At 62.8% G+C, this 18,925-nt stretch carries 15 protein-coding genes; 3 read left to right on the top strand and 12 right to left on the bottom strand.

Going from position 1 to position 18,925, the window contains the following annotated elements; all coding sequences use genetic code 11:
• From OKW29_RS19820 to OKW29_RS19785, 8 genes are all read right to left on the bottom strand, one after another.
• Positions 1-3,234, bottom strand: a complete 3,234-nt coding sequence (locus OKW29_RS19820; protein ID WP_429292213.1) for an efflux RND transporter permease subunit — start codon at positions 3,232-3,234, stop codon at positions 1-3.
• 13 nt (positions 3,235-3,247) lie between these two features.
• A complete protein-coding gene (locus OKW29_RS19815; protein ID WP_429292212.1) occupies positions 3,248-4,495 on the bottom strand; it encodes an efflux RND transporter periplasmic adaptor subunit in 1,248 nt (415 codons plus the stop codon).
• Positions 4,496-4,511: 16 nt separating this feature from the next.
• Positions 4,512-4,904 (bottom strand): hypothetical protein, encoded by a 393-nt coding sequence (locus OKW29_RS19810; protein ID WP_090808966.1) that lies wholly within the window; start codon positions 4,902-4,904, stop codon positions 4,512-4,514.
• Positions 4,905-5,120: 216 nt separating this feature from the next.
• A complete protein-coding gene (locus OKW29_RS19805; RefSeq protein ID WP_187617270.1) occupies positions 5,121-5,507 on the bottom strand; it encodes a response regulator transcription factor in 387 nt (128 codons plus the stop codon).
• A gap of 162 nt (positions 5,508-5,669) precedes the next feature.
• On the bottom strand, positions 5,670-6,293 hold the full coding sequence (locus tag OKW29_RS19800; protein ID WP_018424532.1) for a response regulator transcription factor: 624 nt from the start codon (positions 6,291-6,293) through the stop codon (positions 5,670-5,672).
• The gene (locus OKW29_RS19795; protein WP_429292211.1) at positions 6,290-7,750 is read right to left on the bottom strand and encodes a sensor histidine kinase; all 1,461 of its coding nucleotides are present in this window, start codon (positions 7,748-7,750) and stop codon (positions 6,290-6,292) included. The genes OKW29_RS19800 and OKW29_RS19795 overlap by 4 nt, the downstream gene beginning before the upstream one ends.
• A gap of 935 nt (positions 7,751-8,685) precedes the next feature.
• Positions 8,686-9,273, bottom strand: a complete 588-nt coding sequence (locus OKW29_RS19790; RefSeq protein WP_429292210.1) for a BPSL1445 family SYLF domain-containing lipoprotein — start codon at positions 9,271-9,273, stop codon at positions 8,686-8,688.
• Positions 9,274-9,556: 283 nt separating this feature from the next.
• On the bottom strand, positions 9,557-10,237 hold the full coding sequence (locus tag OKW29_RS19785) for a hypothetical protein (RefSeq protein ID WP_429292209.1): 681 nt from the start codon (positions 10,235-10,237) through the stop codon (positions 9,557-9,559).
• Positions 10,238-10,440: 203 nt separating this feature from the next.
• Between OKW29_RS19785 and ppk2 the strand changes: the two genes are divergently transcribed.
• Positions 10,441-11,256, top strand: coding sequence for a polyphosphate kinase 2 (gene ppk2 / locus OKW29_RS19780; RefSeq protein WP_429292208.1), 816 nt, complete (start codon positions 10,441-10,443; stop codon positions 11,254-11,256).
• A gap of 27 nt (positions 11,257-11,283) precedes the next feature.
• Here the strand turns inward: ppk2 and OKW29_RS19775 are convergent, their stop codons facing one another.
• From OKW29_RS19775 to OKW29_RS19760, 4 genes are all read right to left on the bottom strand, one after another.
• Positions 11,284-13,068, bottom strand: coding sequence for an acyl-CoA dehydrogenase family protein (locus OKW29_RS19775; protein WP_429292207.1), 1,785 nt, complete (start codon positions 13,066-13,068; stop codon positions 11,284-11,286).
• A 17-nt stretch (positions 13,069-13,085) separates the two neighbouring features.
• On the bottom strand, positions 13,086-14,966 hold the full coding sequence (locus OKW29_RS19770) for a feruloyl-CoA synthase (RefSeq protein WP_429292206.1): 1,881 nt from the start codon (positions 14,964-14,966) through the stop codon (positions 13,086-13,088).
• Between the two features lie 72 nt (positions 14,967-15,038).
• On the bottom strand, positions 15,039-16,490 hold the full coding sequence (locus tag OKW29_RS19765; RefSeq protein WP_187617263.1) for an aldehyde dehydrogenase: 1,452 nt from the start codon (positions 16,488-16,490) through the stop codon (positions 15,039-15,041).
• A gap of 38 nt (positions 16,491-16,528) precedes the next feature.
• Entirely contained in the window at positions 16,529-17,356 is an 828-nt protein-coding gene (locus OKW29_RS19760; protein ID WP_429292205.1) for a p-hydroxycinnamoyl CoA hydratase/lyase, read from the bottom strand.
• Between the two features lie 214 nt (positions 17,357-17,570).
• On the opposite strand from OKW29_RS19760, the gene OKW29_RS19755 reads away from it, so the two are divergent.
• Positions 17,571-17,984, top strand: a complete 414-nt coding sequence (locus OKW29_RS19755) for a MarR family winged helix-turn-helix transcriptional regulator (protein ID WP_429292204.1) — start codon at positions 17,571-17,573, stop codon at positions 17,982-17,984.
• Between the two features lie 32 nt (positions 17,985-18,016).
• A complete protein-coding gene (locus OKW29_RS19750) occupies positions 18,017-18,916 on the top strand; it encodes an amidohydrolase family protein (protein WP_429292203.1) in 900 nt (299 codons plus the stop codon).
• Positions 18,917-18,925 lie beyond the last annotated feature (9 nt).

The following is an 18,925-nucleotide window of genomic DNA, read 5'->3' as shown; positions in this document are numbered from 1 at the left end:
TCATTCACCTGCCTGCGGCGCGGACGGCGCCTCGCTCGACGCACCGGGCCCCGGCACCGCCGAGGGTTCGCGTCCTGCGCCGCCGCTGGGCTCCACGCCCGGCGTCGGCTTTTTGCCTCCCTTCGAGCGCGACGACATGGTTTCGAGCAGGTAATAGAACATCGGGATGAAGAATACGGCGATCGCCGTCGCGCCCAACATGCCGCCGATCACACCGGTGCCGATCGAATGACGGCTGTTGGCCGACGCGCCCGTCGCGATTGCGAGCGGCACGCAGCCGAGAATGAACGCGAGCGAGGTCATCACGATCGGGCGCAGCCGTTCTTCCGCCGCGGTCATCGTCGCGTCGAACACCGAGGCGCCGCTCTCGCGATTGAGCACCGCGAATTCGAAGATCAGGATCGCGTTCTTCGCGGCGAGCGCGACCAGCATCGTCAGCCCGATCTGGAAGTAGACGTCATTGGACAGGCCGCGCAGCATGATCGCGAGCAGCGCGCCGAACAGCGCGAACGGCACCGCCATCAGCACGCCAACCGGCAGCGACCACTTCTCGTACTGCGCGGCGAGGATCAGGAACACCATCACGAGACCGAACACGAACACCAGCCCGGAGGTGCCGCCCGACTGCCGTTCTTCGAATGCCTCGCCGCTCCATGCCACGTCGTAGCCTTCCGGCATCTGCGCGGCGATCTGTTCCAGCGTCGAGATCACCTGTCCGGAGCTGTAGCCCGGCGCGGCATTCGCCGTGACCTTGATGGCCGGGAAATTATTGAATCGCGTGACGAGGTCCGGGCCCGTCGTAAAGCGGTAGCTTGCCACCGACTTGATCGGCACCATCGTGCCGTTCGTGCTGCGCACGAAGATCTGATCGAGATCAGTAGGCTTCAGGCGATACCGCGGGTCCGCCTGCAGGATCACCTGCCACAGCCGGCTCGAGCGGTTGAACTGCGATACGTACAGCGAGCCGAACATCGTCTGCATCGAGCTATAGACGTCTTCGATCGGCACGCCGAGCGTCTCCGACTTGTCGCGATCCACGTCGACCAGCAGTTGCCGCGACGCCGCATTGAAGGTCATCGTGACGCCGGTCAGCTCCTTGCGCGCCCGCGCTTTCTGCACGAACTGGTCGGCCACGCCCGCGAGCTGTGCGATGGAAGCATCCCCCTTGCTCTGAATCCACACCTCTGTGCCGCCTGTCGTGCCGAGCCCCGGAATCGACGGCGGGTTGACCGGCAGAATAATGCCCTCCTGGACGTTCGCGAAGTGGCGATACGCGTCGAGCAGCACCTGGCGCGCGTTCTGCGTCGCGCGGTTGGCGCGCGTATAGCGTTCGTCGAAGCTCTTCAGACCGACGAAGAAGGTGCCGGCATTGTTCTTGTTCTGGCTGTCGAGCAGGCTGAAACCATCGACCGTGGTGATGCTGCCGACCGCCTCCTGTTTCATGAAATAGTCAGTGATGACTTGCGACACCTGGCCGGTGCGGTCGAGGCTAGCCGCGTCCGGCATGATGACCGCGCCGAGCAGATAACCCTGGTCTTCAGGCGGCAGGAACGCCGACGGAATCGAGCGCACCATCAGCACCGCCAGCACGATCATCGCCGCGAAGAACACGAGCCCCATGACAAAGCGCTTGATGATGAGCTTGACCGCGCGTGTATAGCCCGACGTCATGCGGGCGAACTGATTGTCGAACCAGCGGAAAAAGCCCTTCTTCTCGTGGTGCGTGCTTTTCAGCAGCAACGCGGCGAGCGCCGGTGACAAGGTCAGTGCGACGATGCCGGACAGCACCACCGAAATCGCAATCGTGATCGCGAACTGCTTGTACATCTGGCCGGTGATACCGCCGAGAAACGCGACCGGCACGAACACCGCGCACAGCACCAGCACGATCGCCACGACCGGGCCGGCGACTTCGTCCATCGCCTTCTTCGAGGCCTCTTTCGGCGAGAGCTTGTGCACCGTCATGTTGCGCTCGACGTTCTCGATCACGACGATCGCGTCGTCGACGACGATACCGATCGCGAGCACCATGCCGAACAAGGTCAGCATGTTGATCGAAAAGCCCAGCAGCAGCATGAACATGCAGGTGCCGACGATCGACACCGGCACCGCGATGATCGGAATCAGCGTCGCGCGAAGGCTTTGCAGGAATACGAACACGACGATCACGACGAGCACCAGCGCTTCGAAGAACGTATGGATCACGTCCGAGATCGACGCTCGCGTGAACTCGGTCGTGTCCATCGCGATTTCGTAAGTCATGCCTTCCGGAAACGACTTCTTCAGTTCCGCGAGTGTCGTGCGCACCTGCTTCGCCACGTCGAGCGCGTTGGCGCCCGGCTGCTGATATACGGCGAGCACGGTGGCCGGCTTGCCCTGGAAGCGGCTGCGAATCGAGTAGTCTTTCTGGCCGAGCTCGGCGCGGCCGATGTCCTTGAGCCGCACGATCGCCGCGCCGCCGCTCGCGGCGCGCACGATGATGTTGTCGAACTGCGAAGGCTCGGCGAGGCGCCCCGTGGTCGTGACCGCGAACGATTGCTGGACCGCTCCGCTGGTCGGCGACTGTCCGATACTGCCCACCGCGAACTGCTGGTTCTGGTTCGCGACGACCCGTTGCACGTCGGCGGCCGTCACGCCCAGCTGCGCCATCCGGTCGGGCTTCAGCCAGATCCGCATCGCGTAGTCTGGCGTGCCGAAGATACTCGACTGGTTCGCGCCCGGAATCCGCTTGATCGCGTCAAGCACGTAGATGTTCGTAAAGTTGGCGATATACGTCGAATCGTAGCGGTTGGTGGGCGAATAGATCGCGATCACCATCATGAACGCCTGTGACTTTTTCTGTACCTGAATGCCCTGCGCCTGGACCGATTGCGGCAGTTGCGGCAGCGCGAGATTCACGCGGTTCTGCACGTCGACCTGGGCCAGTTCGGGGTTCGTGCCGATCTGGAAGTACACGTTGAGCGTCATACTGCCGGTCGACGAACTCGACGAGTTCATGTAGATCATGTTGTCCGCGCCATTGACCTGCTGCTCGATCGGTGCGGCGACGTTGTTCGCGACGACCTCGGCGCTGGCGCCCGGATAGGTGGCGGACACCGTGATTTGCGGCGGCGTGATGTCGGGGTACTGCGCGACCGGCAGCGAGAACATCGCCAATGCGCCGCCGAGCGTGATGACGATCGAAATGACCGACGCGAAAATCGGCCGATCGATGCAGTAGCGCGAAATGTTCATGGCGACTGCCCCGTCACTCGGCGGCGGGCGCTGCCGCGGCGCCTTGCGATGCGGCCGTCGCCACCGCCGCCTGGCTTTTCCCGCCGGCCGCCAGGGTTTTGATGATCTTCAGCTGCGAATCCGCGGTAACGCGCAGCGCGCCGTCCACGACGATGCGCTCGCCCGCCTTGAGTCCGTCGGAAACAAACCAGTTATCGCCCTGCCAGTCGCCGACTTCGACGACGCGCTGATGCGCCTTCGAGGCGCTATCGACGACCCACACGAAGTGGCTCTTCGCGCCCTGCAACACCGCGCGCTGCGGCACGAGCGTCGCATTGGGCCGGATTGCGCCGGAAACGCGGGCCCGCACGAACTGGCCGGGGCGCAACGTGCCCTCCGGGTTTTTGAAGGTCGCGCGCACGAGGAAGGTTCCCGTTTCGGTATTGAACGCCGGGTTCGCGAAGTCGATCTGACCTTGCTCGGCATAGGGCGAGCCATCGGCGAGAATCAGATGCACGGAGAAATCGTTGTGCGCGGGAAATCGCAGATGTCCTGCCGCGATGTCATCCCGGTACTTCAGCATCTCGTTCTCGGAGATGCTGAAGTTCACCCACATCGGATCGAGCTGGTACACGTAGGTCAGCAAACCGTTCGAGGTCGCCGTCACGTAGCTGCCATCCTGCAGACGCGCGAAGCTCGACAGGCCGTTCAGCGGAGACTTGATCGTCGTGTAGCCGAGGTTCAGCAGTGCGGTGTCGACTTCGCCCTGGGCGGCGATCACGGCGGCGGCGCTCTGCTTCTCGTTGCCGACCGCGTCGTCGAGATCCTTCTTGCTCAACGCGTTCTGCGCCGCCAACGGCACCACGCGCGCGAGATTGGCCTTGGCGACTTCGAGACGCGCCTCCTGCTGGGCCAGTTGCCCTTTCGCGGTCCGCAGCGCGGCCTCGAACGGCTTGCGGTCCATCTGGAACATCGTTTGTCCCGCCTTGACCAACGCGCCTTCGGTGTACATGCGCTTGTCGAGGAAGCCGTCCACCCGCGAGCGGATCTCGACTTCACGCGAACTCTGCGTTTGCGCGGTAAATTCGAAGTCGACCGGCGTGTCCTGCTGCGTCACCGTCATCACGGTCACTTCCGGCGCGGCGGCGACCGGCGGCGGTGGCGCCTTCTTGCACGACGCGAGCAACGTGAGCAGCGTCAGCGCCGCGACGACGGCCAGCAATGGGAGAGCGCCGCGAGAATCCGGCCGCGGCGAGGCCAGGGATACGGGTACGGTTTTCATCGCGCACTCCGCCTGATCACAAAGGCGTGCAGTTGCCGAACAGCACGAAGGCATCGTTTCTGTTGGCGATCGTCAGCGTCATCTCGCCGTCCGTCGAATCGACGACCAGCGTCCAGCCAAAGCCCAACTCATTGCCGAGGATCAGGAGCTGATCCGCCTCCTTGGTGACCGACAGCATCGGCGTCGTGCGCGCGGGACCGACGACCGCGCGTTTGTCGAAATCGAGAGTCAGGAATTTCGGCAGACCGAGATCCGCGGGCAACGCGCGCGTGCAGGCGATGCCGGGATCGCAGGCGTGCGCGTCGATCGTCGCGCAGATCAGCCGTTTGCTGCCGTCGAAGTCCGCCGCGCCCACCTGCATCGCAGCGGTACCGAGAAGAATCGCGAGACAAACCGAAATTGATTTCATCACGTGCGCTCCCGCTTTTATCCTTGAACGCTGCCGCACTCCGCGCGGCGCATCGCACGCGCAAAGGCACGCACGTGCCGCAACCTGTCCGGTTTCGAGTTCGGTGCGGCGCAGCAGGCGTTCGGTTCGACGCGTTGACTGAGTTCAGTTTGGTGGTCCGAAGAAACGGCGACAATCGGACCTTGGTCTCATATCGTCCGGCGCGAAGACGCGCGTTCAGGGTGTCGGCGGACCGCCGATGGCCACCTCGACCGCCTTGAACAGAATCGCGCTGGTGAAAGGCTTGCGCAGATACGCGGCCGCACCGGCCGCGAGCGCGCTCTGGCGGACGGAGAGATCGTCATAGGCGGTAATCACGATGACCGGCACGCCCATTTGCGCGAGCTGACGCTGAACTTCCAGGCCGTTGGTTCCCGGCATCTGGACATCCAGAATCACGCAGGCAGGCCGATACGACGGAATTGCCATAAGCGCATTCAAGAACTCGTCACCGCTGCAAAACGTCTCCGCCCTGATACCTTCGGAATGCAGCAAACGCTTGATGGCTCGGCACACCGACTCGTCATCGTCGACCACCGCAACGAATTGGTTAGGGTTGACCATATGACAGCGCGAACGCGCAGTCGCTCCGGAAAGTGGACCACTGATGCCTTAGCGTACTGGTTGAAACCCCAATGAGATATAAGACTTTGGTCCACTAGCGGTATCGGCCAGCGCCGCTGAAAGTGGCGGCGCAACGCGCGAGTCGGCGCCTGGTTCGGGCGATTATTCTTCGTCGGCCGTACAAACGCCGCCCTTTCGCACCAGATGAACGAGGTCGACGATCGACCGGGCCTTCATCTTCTCCATCACGCGGGCCCGATGAATCTTGATCGTTTTTTCGGCCGCGCCCAGATCGCTCGCAACCTGTTTGTTCAGGCGGCCAGTCACGACGAGTTCCATGACTTCGCGTTCGCGGCGGGTCAGATGCCGCATCCGCTCTTCTATTTCCTCGCGTTCGTGGCGCCGCCTGCTTTCCACACACGCGCGCGCGAGCGCGCGATCCACCGCGGCGAGCAACAGCGAGTCGCGCACCGGCTTGGGCAGAAAGTCGACCGCTCCGCCTTTCATCGCGTCGACGCTCGAGCCGATGTCGCCGTGCCCGGTCAGGAATACGATCGGCAGCAGCTGATCGAGCTTGCGCTGCACTTCGAGTCCCGTCATGCCCGGCATCTGCAGGTCGAGAACGAGGCAGGCTGGCATGCTCGTCAGATCGGCTCGTTCGAGAAAGGCCTCAGGGCTGTCGAAGCATTCGACCTGGTAGCCGGAGGCGCGCAGCAAGCGGGCGAGCGCGCTGCGCACGCTGTCGTCGTCGTCGACGATGAAGACGCGAGTGTTGGTCTGGTTCATGATGATCGGGGCACGAGTCTCTGTCGGATATCGGTCGCGACGGGAAGCGTGACGTGAAACGATGCCCCTTTGCCCTCGTTGTTTTCCGCCCATAGCCGGCCGCGGTGCGCCGTGACGATCGTGCGGCTGATCGAAAGACCCAGTCCGAGCCCCTGCGGTTTGGTGGTGAAAAATGGCCGGAAAATCCTTTCCATGCTGTCGACGTCGAGGCCCTGGCCGCGATCTTTTACCGTTATCCATATCAGTCCGTCCGCTTCCTCACGCGCTGTCGTTTCGACGAGGCGGTCCGCGGCAGGGCAATCCTTGACCGCGTCGAAAGCGTTGAGCAGCAGGTTCAGGATCACCTGCTGAAGCTGAACCTTGTCGCCGCAAATCAGCGCCAGATTCTTCGGAATGTCGAAGCTCGTGCGCACGCCGCGCGTCAACGCATCGCTGTGCACGAGCGTCGCGATGTCGCGCACGACGTTGCCGACGTCCAGCAACTGCAACTCGATATCGCCTTTGCGTACCAGCGCGCGGATCTTCTGCAGCACGTCGTTCGCGCGGCAATTGTCGGCCACGATGTCTTCGAGCGCTTCGCGCAGCTCCACTACGTTGGTCGTCTCCGCATCCATGAATTTGCGTGCGGCTTGCGCGTTGAACAGGATCGCGGTAAGCGGCTGCTTCAACTCGTGCGCCAGCGATCCGGCGAGTTCGCCCAATGAAGAAACGCGCGCGAGATGCGCGAGATCCCTCGTATTTCCATCGAGTTCGCCGCACGCACTGCATTCCGCTATCGCGGTGATCCGCAATTCCTGATCGTGCACGCGGCATCGCGTGGTTTCCGCCTCCGCGTGAAAGCCGCCCCCATCGCGCCGCCGCGCGATCAAAACCTGCGTGGTCGTGACGCCGGGGATTTGTATCTTCGCGCCACGCTTGCCTGAGGCCGACCGATCGGCATTGATGCCATCGATCGGAAACAGCTTGGCGGTCGGCGCGCCGATCAGCTCTTCCCTCGTGTAGCCGAACAGTTGCGCCGCCCGCGCGTTCGCGAAGATGATCTGGTCCCGCTGATCGACCGTGACGATCGGAACCGGCAACATTTCGAGCGTCTCGCACAGCGGCATTCTCGCGTCGAGCATGCGCCGCGTGCTGCTATCGCCTTCACCTCGCAGCCACGACGCGCAAGCGGCGACACAGCGCCGCCATGCCGGCAACGCGTACGGCGGCTCGTGGGTATCGCGGGTACTCTGTCGGCTCGACACGCCGGAGATACTACGAGCGCGCTGAAACTGGTGATGCCTGGGTGAAGACTGTCTGGAAGGGTCGCGCCCGGACAGTGGAGCACCGTCGTTGCGCGTAGCGTCGATCTGTGACGGGCCGCTTTGACCCATGTGGCGCGGTTGCGCGTTCAGCGCCGTGAGAATTCCCGCTACCCCGATCGCCAGGTGTCTGCCACGCACGATCAGATTAATCATTGGCACCTCCGGGTCCAGTGCGAACGGATTCCGTATAACTGCGACGTCTTTATCTTTGGGCTTCGAACCACATAATTGACTTCACAATCGATACTTCGCACGTCTGGTGGCTGGAAGTCAGTATAGGCTATCCAGAATCACTTACCGAAGGGTTACCTTAATTTATGCCGCTTACTCGGGAAACTACTCAATAGTGTTCTGCGTTGTCCGCCATCAATCGGAAAATTGCGACAGAGTTTGTTAGGCAGTTAATTATTGCCGGGCGGGGCAGTGTCCGTGCCGTCCGTTTGCACGCACAGGAAAGTTAGCAAACTCGCAACGTCGCAGTAGGAGCCGCAATGTTCTCCTACCCCGTGGCGGATTTGCGCTAGCCCGTGAAGCCAGGCGAGATAGCGCTTTCAGGTGAAAACTTCAACCGTAAAGCTTTCATGCATCGCGAATCACAGAGTCAGCGGGTATAGCCAACGCTAATTCTCCAATTTAATTAATTTGTCGGCGATAGTTTCTTTTTTGACGCAAGTCCACGCTTTTATCGCCCGCTATTCCAGTGCGAATCATTTGCATTCGCAGACCACAAAAAAATAAATTTATGCCCGGCAGATGATTAAACGCAGCGCCGCGGCGAGAACGCGTGTTTCGGCTTCACTTTTCTACCGGTATTGAATAAACAGGACGGTCAGTGCAGGTCACAGGCAGCGTCGCTGCGAGTCGCGAGCGCATCTGGCTCGCAGCGTTTCGTGGGAACAACGGGAGGGATGATAGGGAGGCTAAGGGGTGAGTCCGCCAAAAACTATCCGCTGCGCGTCGCCGTGCCAAGGCACGCGTAGCGTGTCGCGCGGCCTCGCTGTAACGAAACCGCGCAACACGCGGTAGACGCGCCGCCGTGTGACAGCGCCATGACGATTCGATCGAATGCCGCTGCTTGCCGCGCCCTGTTACAGATTCATGCGCGTAACCTTGGTGCCGGCCAGCGACAGGTCTGCCATTAGGCCCGTATTTGTCAGGACCATCGCGACGACCTCGGCGGTCGCCGACGAGGTATCGACCGCGCCGGTAGCGCCGACCTTCAGCAGTGAAACCGAAGCATCGGCGCCCACCGACCAGCCCTTCGCGTTGCGGAATTTCTCGAGCGAATCTTTCGTCATGAACAGGAAGAACACGGCGGTCGACTGCGCGCCGGCCTGCAATCCGAACGATGCCGCGGCGGTACTGTAATAGCCGACCGTCGCTCCGCCGACGCGCAATGCCCCTTCGCCGTACTCGCCACCGACGATGAACGCCGCCTTCTTCACCGAAGGAAACACCAGCACGCCCTGCGCCTTCGATACCAGTTCGTGCGAGCCTTGCACCGTATCGAACAATTTCGACAGCGCACCGTTCACGGCCGCGTCGATCTCCTGCCGTTTGGCGGCGTCGGTAGTGGCGCTCTCGCCACTGCCTCCGGTCGTCGTGCAACCCGCCAAAGCCAGACTCGCGGCCATGGATGTAAGCGCGAGCGTGTGCACAAAGTTCCGTCTGTTCACTATCGACTCCGTTCTGGTTACGATCCGAGTCGCCAGTCCTGATGGCTGGAAGCCTCGATCTTTTTTCTCCGCCGTGAAGCGGCATAGCCGCCCAAGGAACCATCAATGCCATCGCCGCGCGTCGATTTTCTTCGGTATCCGGATGCGACGACTACAACGCTTGCAGATACATGATGTCACGCTGAAACCGCTGCGGAATCGGACCTTGGTCTTACAGGAAGCGCGGTGTCGATGATGAATGAAACGCGAAGCCAGCGAAGCTGATTGGCGGGGTCGACCTCGATCATCCGCCGAGCGCGATGATCGCCACGGTGAGCAGGACGCCGACCGCCGCCATCGCAAGGCCGGCCTGCCAGCCGCGAAATCCCGCGTAATGCCCCAGCGCGATGCCGCTGCCGAATAACATCGCGATGGTCAAGACTCGGGAGACGATCAGCGCCGTCGGAACGTTCGCGAACAGCACGAAGGGCAACGCGACCGGGAATGTTGCGGCTACTACGAGCACAAAGATAGCCGCGGCGGCGGTGAAATCGTCGCGCACGAATACTGCTCGCTGCGGCAGATCCGGCCGCGCCGCAACACGCCTGCGGATGGACTCGAGCTCCGTATCGCCGATCAACGGTCTGAGCCACGCGGCCATTGCGTCGTGAAGCGTCCGAACGCCCGCGGCCGCATTCGGCTGGCTTCGCACGGAATGCGCAAGCGTCACACGCCTGCCGCGAGCCACCAGCGTACGCACGAGGAACATCACCGCGTCCGCGAGGCCCCATGCGAGATTGCAGCCGAGCGCGGTGTAGAACATCTTGTGCCCCGCGTCGGCACCCGCGCCGACGGCCGAGACGGTGCCGACGAACGTCAGCGCCATGAAGAGGCCGAAACATAACTCGCACACTCGATCGACGACATCGAGAACCGGCTCCCTATCGCCGAAGTTTTCCTGCTCCGTGTGACCCGTGGCATCCATGAGGCCTCCCGTGGCGATGACGTGAACCGAGCCCGCCTTTTGCTGGCATACGGATGAGGCGCGAGCGGACGCCCGCAGCATACAGCGCGCCCTGTACCGGCGATATTGGACCAAGGTCGTATGGCCCTGCTTCGCGTCGCGCTCTACCGTGGGAATGGATCATTGCGTAGTACGCTGGAACAGCCCGCGCTGGGGAGAAGATAATGGCCAAAACGAAGTCGGAAAACGAGCAGCCCGAGCAAGACAGGGCGCTGTCGTACAAGGAATATCGCAAGGCGCTTTTCGATCTGCATGTGGAGCTCGTCAAGCTGCAGGAATGGGTCGTGCAATCGGGAAGCAAGGTCTGCGTCGTCTTCGAGGGACGTGACGGCGCGGGCAAAGGCGGCACGATCAAGGCGATGACCGAGCGCGTCAGTCCGCGCGTCTTCCGCGTCGTTGCATTGCCCGCGCCTAGCGAACGTGAAAAAAGCCAGATGTATGTGCAGCGCTACGTGCCGCACTTGCCGGCCGCGGGCGAGATCGTCATTTTCGACCGCAGCTGGTACAACCGCGCGGGCGTCGAGCGCGTGATGGGTTTCTGCTCCGAGGAGGACGTGCAGACGTTCTTCAAGGCGGTGCCGCTCGTCGAGCGGGCGATCGTCGAATCCGGGATCATCCTGCTCAAGTACTGGCTCGAGGTCAGCCCCGAGGAACAGACCCGACGTCTCGAGGCACGCATCCACGACGGTCGCAAGATCTGGAAACTGACCGAAATGGACCTGAAATCCTATAGCCGATGGTATGACTACTCGCGTGCCCGCGATGAGATGCTCGCGGCTTCGGACACCGACTATGCTTCGTGGTTCATAGCGAATTCAAACGACAAGCGGCGCGCGCGACTGAACATCATCAGCGACATGCTTCAGAGGATTCCGTACAAGCAGCCTTCCCGCAAGAAGGTCTCGCTGCCGAAACGGCAAAAGCCCGACGGATACAAGGAACCAGACTATCCGTTTAAATACGTGGCCGAGCGGTATTGATCAGGCAGGTGTTGCTCAAGCTGACTTTCAAACGTACGGCAGCGTTGCCTCGCACCCGGCTTCAACGAGGCTGCGGCGATAAGCGAAGGCCGCGAGCGGGTAGTCGAAGAAGAAGCGGCCCGTCTCCCGCTTCTCCACATAGAACGTTTCCGCCTCGCATTGCGGCGTAGCAATTCGCAGCGTGCGCGCCCATGCGAACGCCAGCAGCATCCAGCCAAGCATCGCGAGATAGTCGTCCCCGACCCGGTATGCCGTCTCCGGGTCTTGCGCGTGGCGAGTCTTGATCGACCGTGTCGTGCTCTCCACTGTCTGTGCGAGCTCTGCGAGCTTCGCGCCGGCGGCACGAACCGGCGGATCGGACTCCTGGCACAGCCGCGCTTCCGCGCGCACGTGGCGAAGCAGCACATCGAACGCCACCGCCCCATCGGGCAGCACCTTCCGAATCAGCAGATCGATCGCCTGAATTTCGTTGGTGCCTTCGTACAACATCGACACGCGACTATCGCGCAACGTCTGTTCAATGCCGTACTCGTGGATGTAGCCGTAGCCGCCGAACACCTGCAGCGCGTTCGATGCAGCGCCAAAACCGTTGGCCGTAAAAAACGCCTTTGCAATCGGAGTCAACAGCGATGCGAGCTGCGCCGCCTGTTCCCGTTCGGCGGCATCGGCATGACGTGCGGCGATGTCGAGCCAATGCGCGGTCCAGTAACCGATCGCGCGCTCGCCTTCGACGATCGCGCGCAGCTCCATCAGAATCCGCCGCATGGCCGGATGAAACGCAATCGGCGCAGCCTTCCCCGGTGCGACGTTCGCACCGGGCGGCACGCTCACTGCACGCATCTGCGCGCGTTCCTGCGCGTAAGCGTGCGCGCGTTGCCACGCGGTGTGCGCATGCCCGAGGCCCTGCATCGCAACCTGCAGCCGCGCCGCGTTCATCATCACGAACAGGCACGCGAGACCGCGATGCGCTTCACCGACGAGCCAACCGAATGCGCGTTCGAAGCGCATCGTGCAGGTCGGGCTGCCTTTCAGGCCCATTTTCCTTTCGATGCCTTCGCAATAGACACCATTGCACGAGCGCCCACCGTCGCCGTCTTCCAGCCATTCCGGCACGACGAACAGCGACAACCCTTTCGTGCCGGGCGGCGCTTCGGGCACTCGAGCGAGCACCAGATGAACGATGTTCTCCGTCAGATCGTGCGCGCCGCCGCTGATAAAGATCTTGCTGCCGTCGATGAAATACCCGTCGGTGCCCGGTGCTTCAGTCGCGCGCGAACGGATCAGGCCGACATCGCTGCCGGCCTGGGGCTCGGTCAGACACATCGTCGATAGCCACTCACCACTCGCGACTTTCGGCAGCAATGCCTTTTTCACGCGTTCGCTGCCATACGTCTGCAAGCATGCCGTCGCGCCGTGCGTGAGCCCGGGCGACATCAACCATGCATGGTTGGCGCCCGCGAGCATTTCCTGAAGCGCGACGTCGAGAAGCTGCGGCAGGCCCTGTCCGCCGTGCCCAGTGTCGAGCGATAATGTCGGCCAACCCGCTTCGACGAATTCCGCGTAGGACTCGCGAAAGCCCGCGGGCGTCGTCACCTTGCCCGCGTCGAAACGACATCCTTCGAGATCGGCGCTCGCGTTGAGCGGCGCGATGCGCTCCTCGACGAAACGCGCCGCTTCCTCGAGCACCTGCTGCGCGGTCTGCGAGTCGAGGTCTTGCCAGTCGGGCACGTCGCGCCACCACGAAGTGGCGTCAAGCCACTCGTCCATCACGAAGCGCATGTCGCGTAGCGGCGCCTGATAAGTCAACGTCATTTGTTCCTGTCCCTGGACTAGCTGCCTCTGCGCGCATGGATCACGGTCGCGTCGGCGGCGTCGGCTTCGTGCATTGCTTCCACGAGCTCGGCCCGGTGCTGGAGCACGGCGCGCTGATTGATCGAGCCTTTGTCGGTGATCTCGCCGAGGTCGAGCGACGGCGGCACGCTCAGCAGGTGCATGCGGGCAATGAACGAGGCACTGCCCGTCGCACTCCGATTCAGCCGCGCGACGAGTTCGCTGAAGAAAGCGCGCACGGCGGCCGTGCTGAGCACGTCCTCGGCGCTCGCATCGGCGGGCGAACCCGCCAACGAGCGACACGCGTCGAGGCGCGGAAAAATCATCGCGCCCACTTCGTCGCGATTCATCCCCGTAATGACGGCATCCTGAACGTAGGGCGCCCCTTCGCTGATGATGCGCGCGCGCATCGGCCCGACGCTGACGAACGTGCCCGACGCAAGCTTGAAGTCCTCCGCAATGCGGCCATCGAACATCAGGCCCAGTTCGGGACGTTGCGGGTCGACGAAACGCACGGCGTCTCCTGTGCGGTAGTAGCCTTCATCGTCGAACACGCTGCTCTGAAGCGCCGGCGATGCTCGCCAGTAACCGCCCATCACGTGAGGGCCGCGAAAGCGCGCTTCGAATTTGTCATCGACGGGCGCGAGCTTGGCCTGGCACCCGGGCGGCGGCAAGCCGATATAGCCGGCGCACGATACCGGTCCCGTCGTGAACAGACACGACGGCGCGGTCTCGGTCATGCCGAGACCGGCCATGATGCGGATGCGTTCTCCGCAATGTTCGAGCGTTACGCGCTCGAGACGCTCCCACGCCGCCTGCGACAGACCGGCGCCCGCGAAGAAATACATCTTCACGCGCGAGAAAAACCGCTCGCGCAGCGCCGCATCCTTTTCCAGCGCGATGGTCAGTTCTTCCCAACCCTTCGGCACGTTGAAGTAGATGGTCGGCGCGACCTCACGCAGATTGCGCAGCGTCTCGTCGAATTTGCCGACCACGGGTTTGCCGTCGTCGATATAGAGCGTGCCGCCGTTGTACAGCACGATGCCGACGTTGTGGCTGCCGCCGAACGTGTGATTCCACGGCAGCCAGTCGACGAGGACCGGCGGCTCGATGCCGAACTGCGGAAAGGTTTCGAGCAGCATCTGCTGGTTTGCGCCCAGCATGCGATGCGTCGTCGGCACGGCTTTCGGCAGGTTCGTCGAGCCGGACGTGAACAGGAACTTCGCAATCGTGTCGCCGTTCACGCGCGCGTTGGCAGCGTCGACGTCGCGCGGGGCCGTGTCGAGCAATGCGTCGAAGCGCGTCACTCTCGACGCGTTTGGCGCGGGCACCGCGCTGACACGTTCGACGTCGCTTCCCAGCGCGGCATCGAGCGCCGCTGTGTATGCGCCGATATCGTCCGCGTAGACCAGACCCGGTTTGAGCAGTTCGAGGACATGGCGCAGCTTTCCGTAATCGCCCGACATCAACGAATAGGCCGGCGAAACGGGTGCGTAAGCGATACCCGCCCACATCGCGCCGAGCGCGAGTTGCATATGTTCGACGCTGTTGCCCGACAGGATCACCAACGGGCGTTCCGCGCTGAGATCGCGATCGAGCAGCGCCTGCCCGATCGCACGCGCGCGCTCGAGCATCTGCGCATACGTGATGCCCTGCCACGCGCCACCGGCATCGCGTCGTGCGACGAGCAGCCGGTCGGGATGCGCGCGTGCGCCGCTCAGCAGGCGGTCCGTAAAGCGCTCCGGAAACGGACCCAGAGGTTCAGGTGTCTCGAGGTACCAGCAGTCGCCGCGTTTCTCGATCCGCGCTGAAGGCGCTCCGATGGCGACGCTCCGGTATCCGGTCGCCAGAGAGCTTGCGTGGCTGTGCTCCGATTCCAAAACCTGTCTCCTGATTGTGCCATTTCATGCAAGGATGGGGTGGCCGCAATCGTTGCGGCCGGGAGCCGACGCCTAGATCGGATAATGACGCGGACTCGTCTGCACCGTGATCCATCGCAACTCGGTGAACTCGGGAATCGACGCCTTGCTGCCGAAGCGCCCATAACCACTCGCCTTCACGCCGCCGAACGGCATCTGCGCCTCGTCGTGCACGGTCGGGCCGTTGATGTGGCAGATGCCCGACTCGATGCGTTTCGCGACGTTCATCGCGCGCGCGATATCGCGGCTGAACACGGCGGCCGACAAGCCGTACTCGCTATCGTTGGCGACCGTCAGCGCCTCTTCGTCGCCGTCCACGCGCTGCACCGTCACCACGGGGCCGAACGATTCATCGGCATAAAGCTTCATCTCGCGCGTCACGTTCTCCACGATCACCGGCTGCATGATCGCGCCTTTCACCTCGCAACCGAGCGGCAACTTCGCACCCTTTTCGCGGGCGTCTTCGACCAGCGCGCGAATGCGCCGCGCGGCGGCTTCGCTCTCGAGCGTGCCGAGGATCGAGCCCGGCTGTGTCGGATCGCCTGCCTTCAGCGTGCGCGCTTTCGCGACGAGCTTTTCGACGAACGCATCGGCAACCTTGCGATCGACGATCACGCGTTCCGTCGACATGCAGATCTGCCCTTGATTGAAGAACGCGCCGAACGCGATGCCCTCGACGGCAGCGTCGAGGTCCGCGTCGTCGAGCACGAGCACCGGCGCCTTGCCGCCCAGTTCGAGCAACGCGGGCTTCAGATGGCGCGCGGACAGCTCGGCGACGATGCGGCCGACACGCGTCGAACCGGTGAAATTCACACGCTTCACGGCAGGATTCGCGACCAGACGCTCGACGATCGCGGGCGCGTCTTCCGGCGCATGCGTGAGCACGTTGACGACGCCTTCGCCGAGACCCGCGTCGTTCAGCGCTTCGCCGATCAGCGCATGCACGCCGGGACAACCTTCCGATGCCTTCAGCACGACCGTGTTGCCGCACGCGAGCGGCATGGCGAGCGCGCGCGTCGCGAGAATCACGGGCGCGTTCCACGGCGCCATGCCAAGCACGACGCCGCACGGCTGGCGCACGGCCATTGCGAGGCTGCCCGGCACGTCGGACGGAATCACCGCGCCGTCGATCTGCGTCGTCATCGCCGCAGCTTCGCGCAGCATGTTGGCCGCGAGCATGACGTTAAAGCCGTACCAGTTCGCCATCGCACCCGTTTCGGCCGCGCCGATCTCGATGAACTCGGCCGTGCGCGCGTCCATGCGCTCGGCGGCGGCGAGCAGGCGCTTGCGGCGCTCCGTCGGCGTGAGCGCCGCCCATGCCGGGAACGCGCGCGCCGCCGCGGCGACGGCCGCATCGGCATCCTCGACGGTGGCCGCCGCGGCGCGGGTGGCAACCGCCCCCGTCGCGGGATTGATGCGCTCGAAGGTCTTGCCGTTCGACGCGGCACGTTTCGCGCCGCCAATCAAAAGGTTCGTCTGATGCATGTGTTCGTCTCCTCAGTCGTCCTGCTGAAGTGCGCCGCTTAGCGCTTGTAGGTCTGCAAGCCCGGCTTGATGCTCTTGTCGTCGAGGAACTGCTTGAGGCCCTGTTCGCGGCCGCCTTCCGGATCGCGATAGTTCGCCTGGTCGAGCTTCGCGTACAGGTAGTCTTCGTTCTGCTCCCACGTGAGTTCGCGCGAACGCTTGAAGCCATGCTTCGCGTTGCGCAGCACGACCGGGTTCTTGTTCAGCAGCTTCGCCGCGAGAGCGATCGTTTCGTCGCGCAGTTGCGCGAGCGGCACGCTTTTGTTCACCAGACCCATCTTCGCGGCTTGCGGACCCGTGAAGGTGTCGCCCGTCATGATGTAGTACAGCGCTTCACGATGACCGACGGTATCGGCCATCGCCTTGCTCACGAGGTTGCCCGGCGGAATCCCCCAGTTGATTTCGGACAGGCCGAACACGGCTTCGTCCGCGGCGATCGCGAGATCGCAGGCGACGAGCGGAGAGAAGCCACCGCCGAAGCACCAGCCGTTGACCATGGCGATCGTCGGCTTCGAGTACATGCGCAGCAATTGCCATTGCCAGCGGCTCGCGTCGCGGCGAATCCGCTCCTGCAGCACGTCCGGGCCCGCGTCCACTTCGCGGAAATATTCCTTCAGGTCCATGCCGGCCGTCCATGCACTGCCTTCGCCGGTCAACACGAGAACCTGGGCTTTGGCGTCGAGTTCGAGCGTCTCGAGAACGTCGATCATTTCCTTGTTCAGCGTCGGGCTCATCGCGTTGCGCTTATCCGGACGATTGAACGTGACCCAGGCGATTCCGCCTTCCACCGCGACCTTGACCGTTTTCCAGCGCCCTTCGTAACTCATCTGCTTCTCCGTATCAATGCCGCCCTCGCGGCTTGAGCTCAATTTAATATCAGGTGACCTGATAAGTAAAGTACAATATAGAAGTCTTGGTACAAACCCCTAACCGCCTATGCCGACGAGCACGAGAAAGCCGTCAGGGTCTGAATCGACAGCGCGCGCCACGGCGCGGCGCAACCTGCGCAACCTGCGCGATCGAAGGCACGCTGCCGCTCCGGTGCGTCTCAGCTACCTGGCCGGGCAGCTCGACAAGATTCTCACGCGGCAGCTTTCCGAAGCGCTTGCCTCGCATGGTCTGACGTTGCCGCAATACACCGCGCTGTCGGTGCTGCGGGCGCGCGCACGTTCGTCGAACGCGCAGCTCGCGCAGTGCTCGTTGATCACGCCGCAAGCGGCCAGCGCGGTCGTCAAATCGATGGAAGCGAATGGATGGGTGACGCGCGTGGCCGGTCCGCTCAACCGTCGCGTCGGGCTGCTGTCGCTGACGAAGGCCGGCGAAACATTGCTCGCTCAGTGCGACGGTGCCGCTGACAGGGTCGAGCAATCGATGCTCGGCGAAATCGATGAACACGATTCACAGATGCTGAAAAACCTGCTGTTGACGTGCGTGCGCAATCTTCGCGCAGCCTGACGCATCAGCTTTAGTTACACATTGGAGACCCATTGAACATCGATCAACTGAAGGCCATCGACACTCACGTGCATGCCGAGGTGTCGTGCTGCCAACCACCGGACCTGTTTGCAAGTGAATTCGACGAAGCCGCCGACAAATACTTCGGCACCGTGCTCAAGCAAGGGCGCCGCCCGACCATTCCCGAAACCATCGAGCACTATCGGGAGCGCAATATCGGCTTCGTGATGTTTACCGTCGACTGCGAAGCGAACATCGGGCGCCGTCGCATTTCGAACGAAGAGGTCGCGGAGTTCGCGCAGAACAACCGCGACATCATGATCGCGTTCGCCAGCATCGATCCGCACAAAGGCAAGTTCGGCGCGCGCGAAGCGCGGCGGCTCATCGAGGAGCACGGCGTGCGCGGTTTCAAGTTTCACCCCACGATGCAGGGTTTCTTCGCCAACGACCGCATGGCATACCCGCTCTACGAAGTGATTGCCGAGTACCAGCTGCCGGCGGTTTTTCACAGTGGACACTCGGGCATGGGCTCGGGCATGCGCGGCGGCGGCGGTTTGCGCCTCAAGTATTCGGAGCCGATCTACCTCGACGATGTCGCCGCCGACTTCCCCGACATGAAGATCGTGATCGCGCATCCCTCCTGGCCATGGCAGGAGCAGGCGCTGTCGATCGCGCTGCACAAGCCGAACGTGTATATCGATCTGTCGGGCTGGTCGCCGAAGTACTTTTCGCCCGAGCTGGTCAAGTATGCGAACACGCTGTTGCGCAACAAGGTGCTGTTCGCGTCCGACTTCCCACTGATCCGCCCCGACCGCTGGCTCGAAGACTTCGATACGCTCGACATCAAGCCCGAAGTAAAGCCGCTCGTTCTGAAGGAGAACGCCGTCAGGTTGCTTGATCTGCGGGCCCGAGGCACGACGAATCACGAATGACGCATGAAA

Origin of the sequence: Paraburkholderia sp. CI3 (assembly GCF_050436505.1) — a bacterium.
GTDB classification, from domain to species: Bacteria; Pseudomonadota; Gammaproteobacteria; order Burkholderiales; family Burkholderiaceae; genus Paraburkholderia; species Paraburkholderia tuberum.
The sequence above is the reverse complement of the archived record's forward strand: the minus strand, read 5'-3'. Positions and strand labels throughout refer to the sequence as shown.

Excerpts from the sequence above, each read along its gene's own strand:
- OKW29_RS19820 (WP_429292213.1), bottom strand. The coding sequence starts at position 3,234 with ATGAACATTTCGCGCTACTGCATCGATCGGCCGATTTTCGCGTCGGTC.
- OKW29_RS19815 (WP_429292212.1), bottom strand. The coding sequence starts at position 4,495 with ATGAAAACCGTACCCGTATCCCTGGCCTCGCCGCGGCCGGATTCTCGC.
- OKW29_RS19810 (WP_090808966.1), bottom strand. The coding sequence starts at position 4,904 with ATGAAATCAATTTCGGTTTGTCTCGCGATTCTTCTCGGTACCGCTGCG.
- OKW29_RS19805 (WP_187617270.1), bottom strand. The coding sequence starts at position 5,507 with ATGGTCAACCCTAACCAATTCGTTGCGGTGGTCGACGATGACGAGTCG.
- OKW29_RS19800 (WP_018424532.1), bottom strand. The coding sequence starts at position 6,293 with ATGAACCAGACCAACACTCGCGTCTTCATCGTCGACGACGACGACAGC.
- OKW29_RS19795 (WP_429292211.1), bottom strand. The coding sequence starts at position 7,750 with ATGATTAATCTGATCGTGCGTGGCAGACACCTGGCGATCGGGGTAGCG.
- OKW29_RS19785 (WP_429292209.1), bottom strand. The coding sequence starts at position 10,237 with ATGGATGCCACGGGTCACACGGAGCAGGAAAACTTCGGCGATAGGGAG.
- ppk2 (WP_429292208.1), top strand. The coding sequence starts at position 10,441 with ATGGCCAAAACGAAGTCGGAAAACGAGCAGCCCGAGCAAGACAGGGCG.
- OKW29_RS19775 (WP_429292207.1), bottom strand. The coding sequence starts at position 13,068 with ATGACGTTGACTTATCAGGCGCCGCTACGCGACATGCGCTTCGTGATG.
- OKW29_RS19765 (WP_187617263.1), bottom strand. The coding sequence starts at position 16,490 with ATGCATCAGACGAACCTTTTGATTGGCGGCGCGAAACGTGCCGCGTCG.
- OKW29_RS19760 (WP_429292205.1), bottom strand. The coding sequence starts at position 17,356 with ATGAGTTACGAAGGGCGCTGGAAAACGGTCAAGGTCGCGGTGGAAGGC.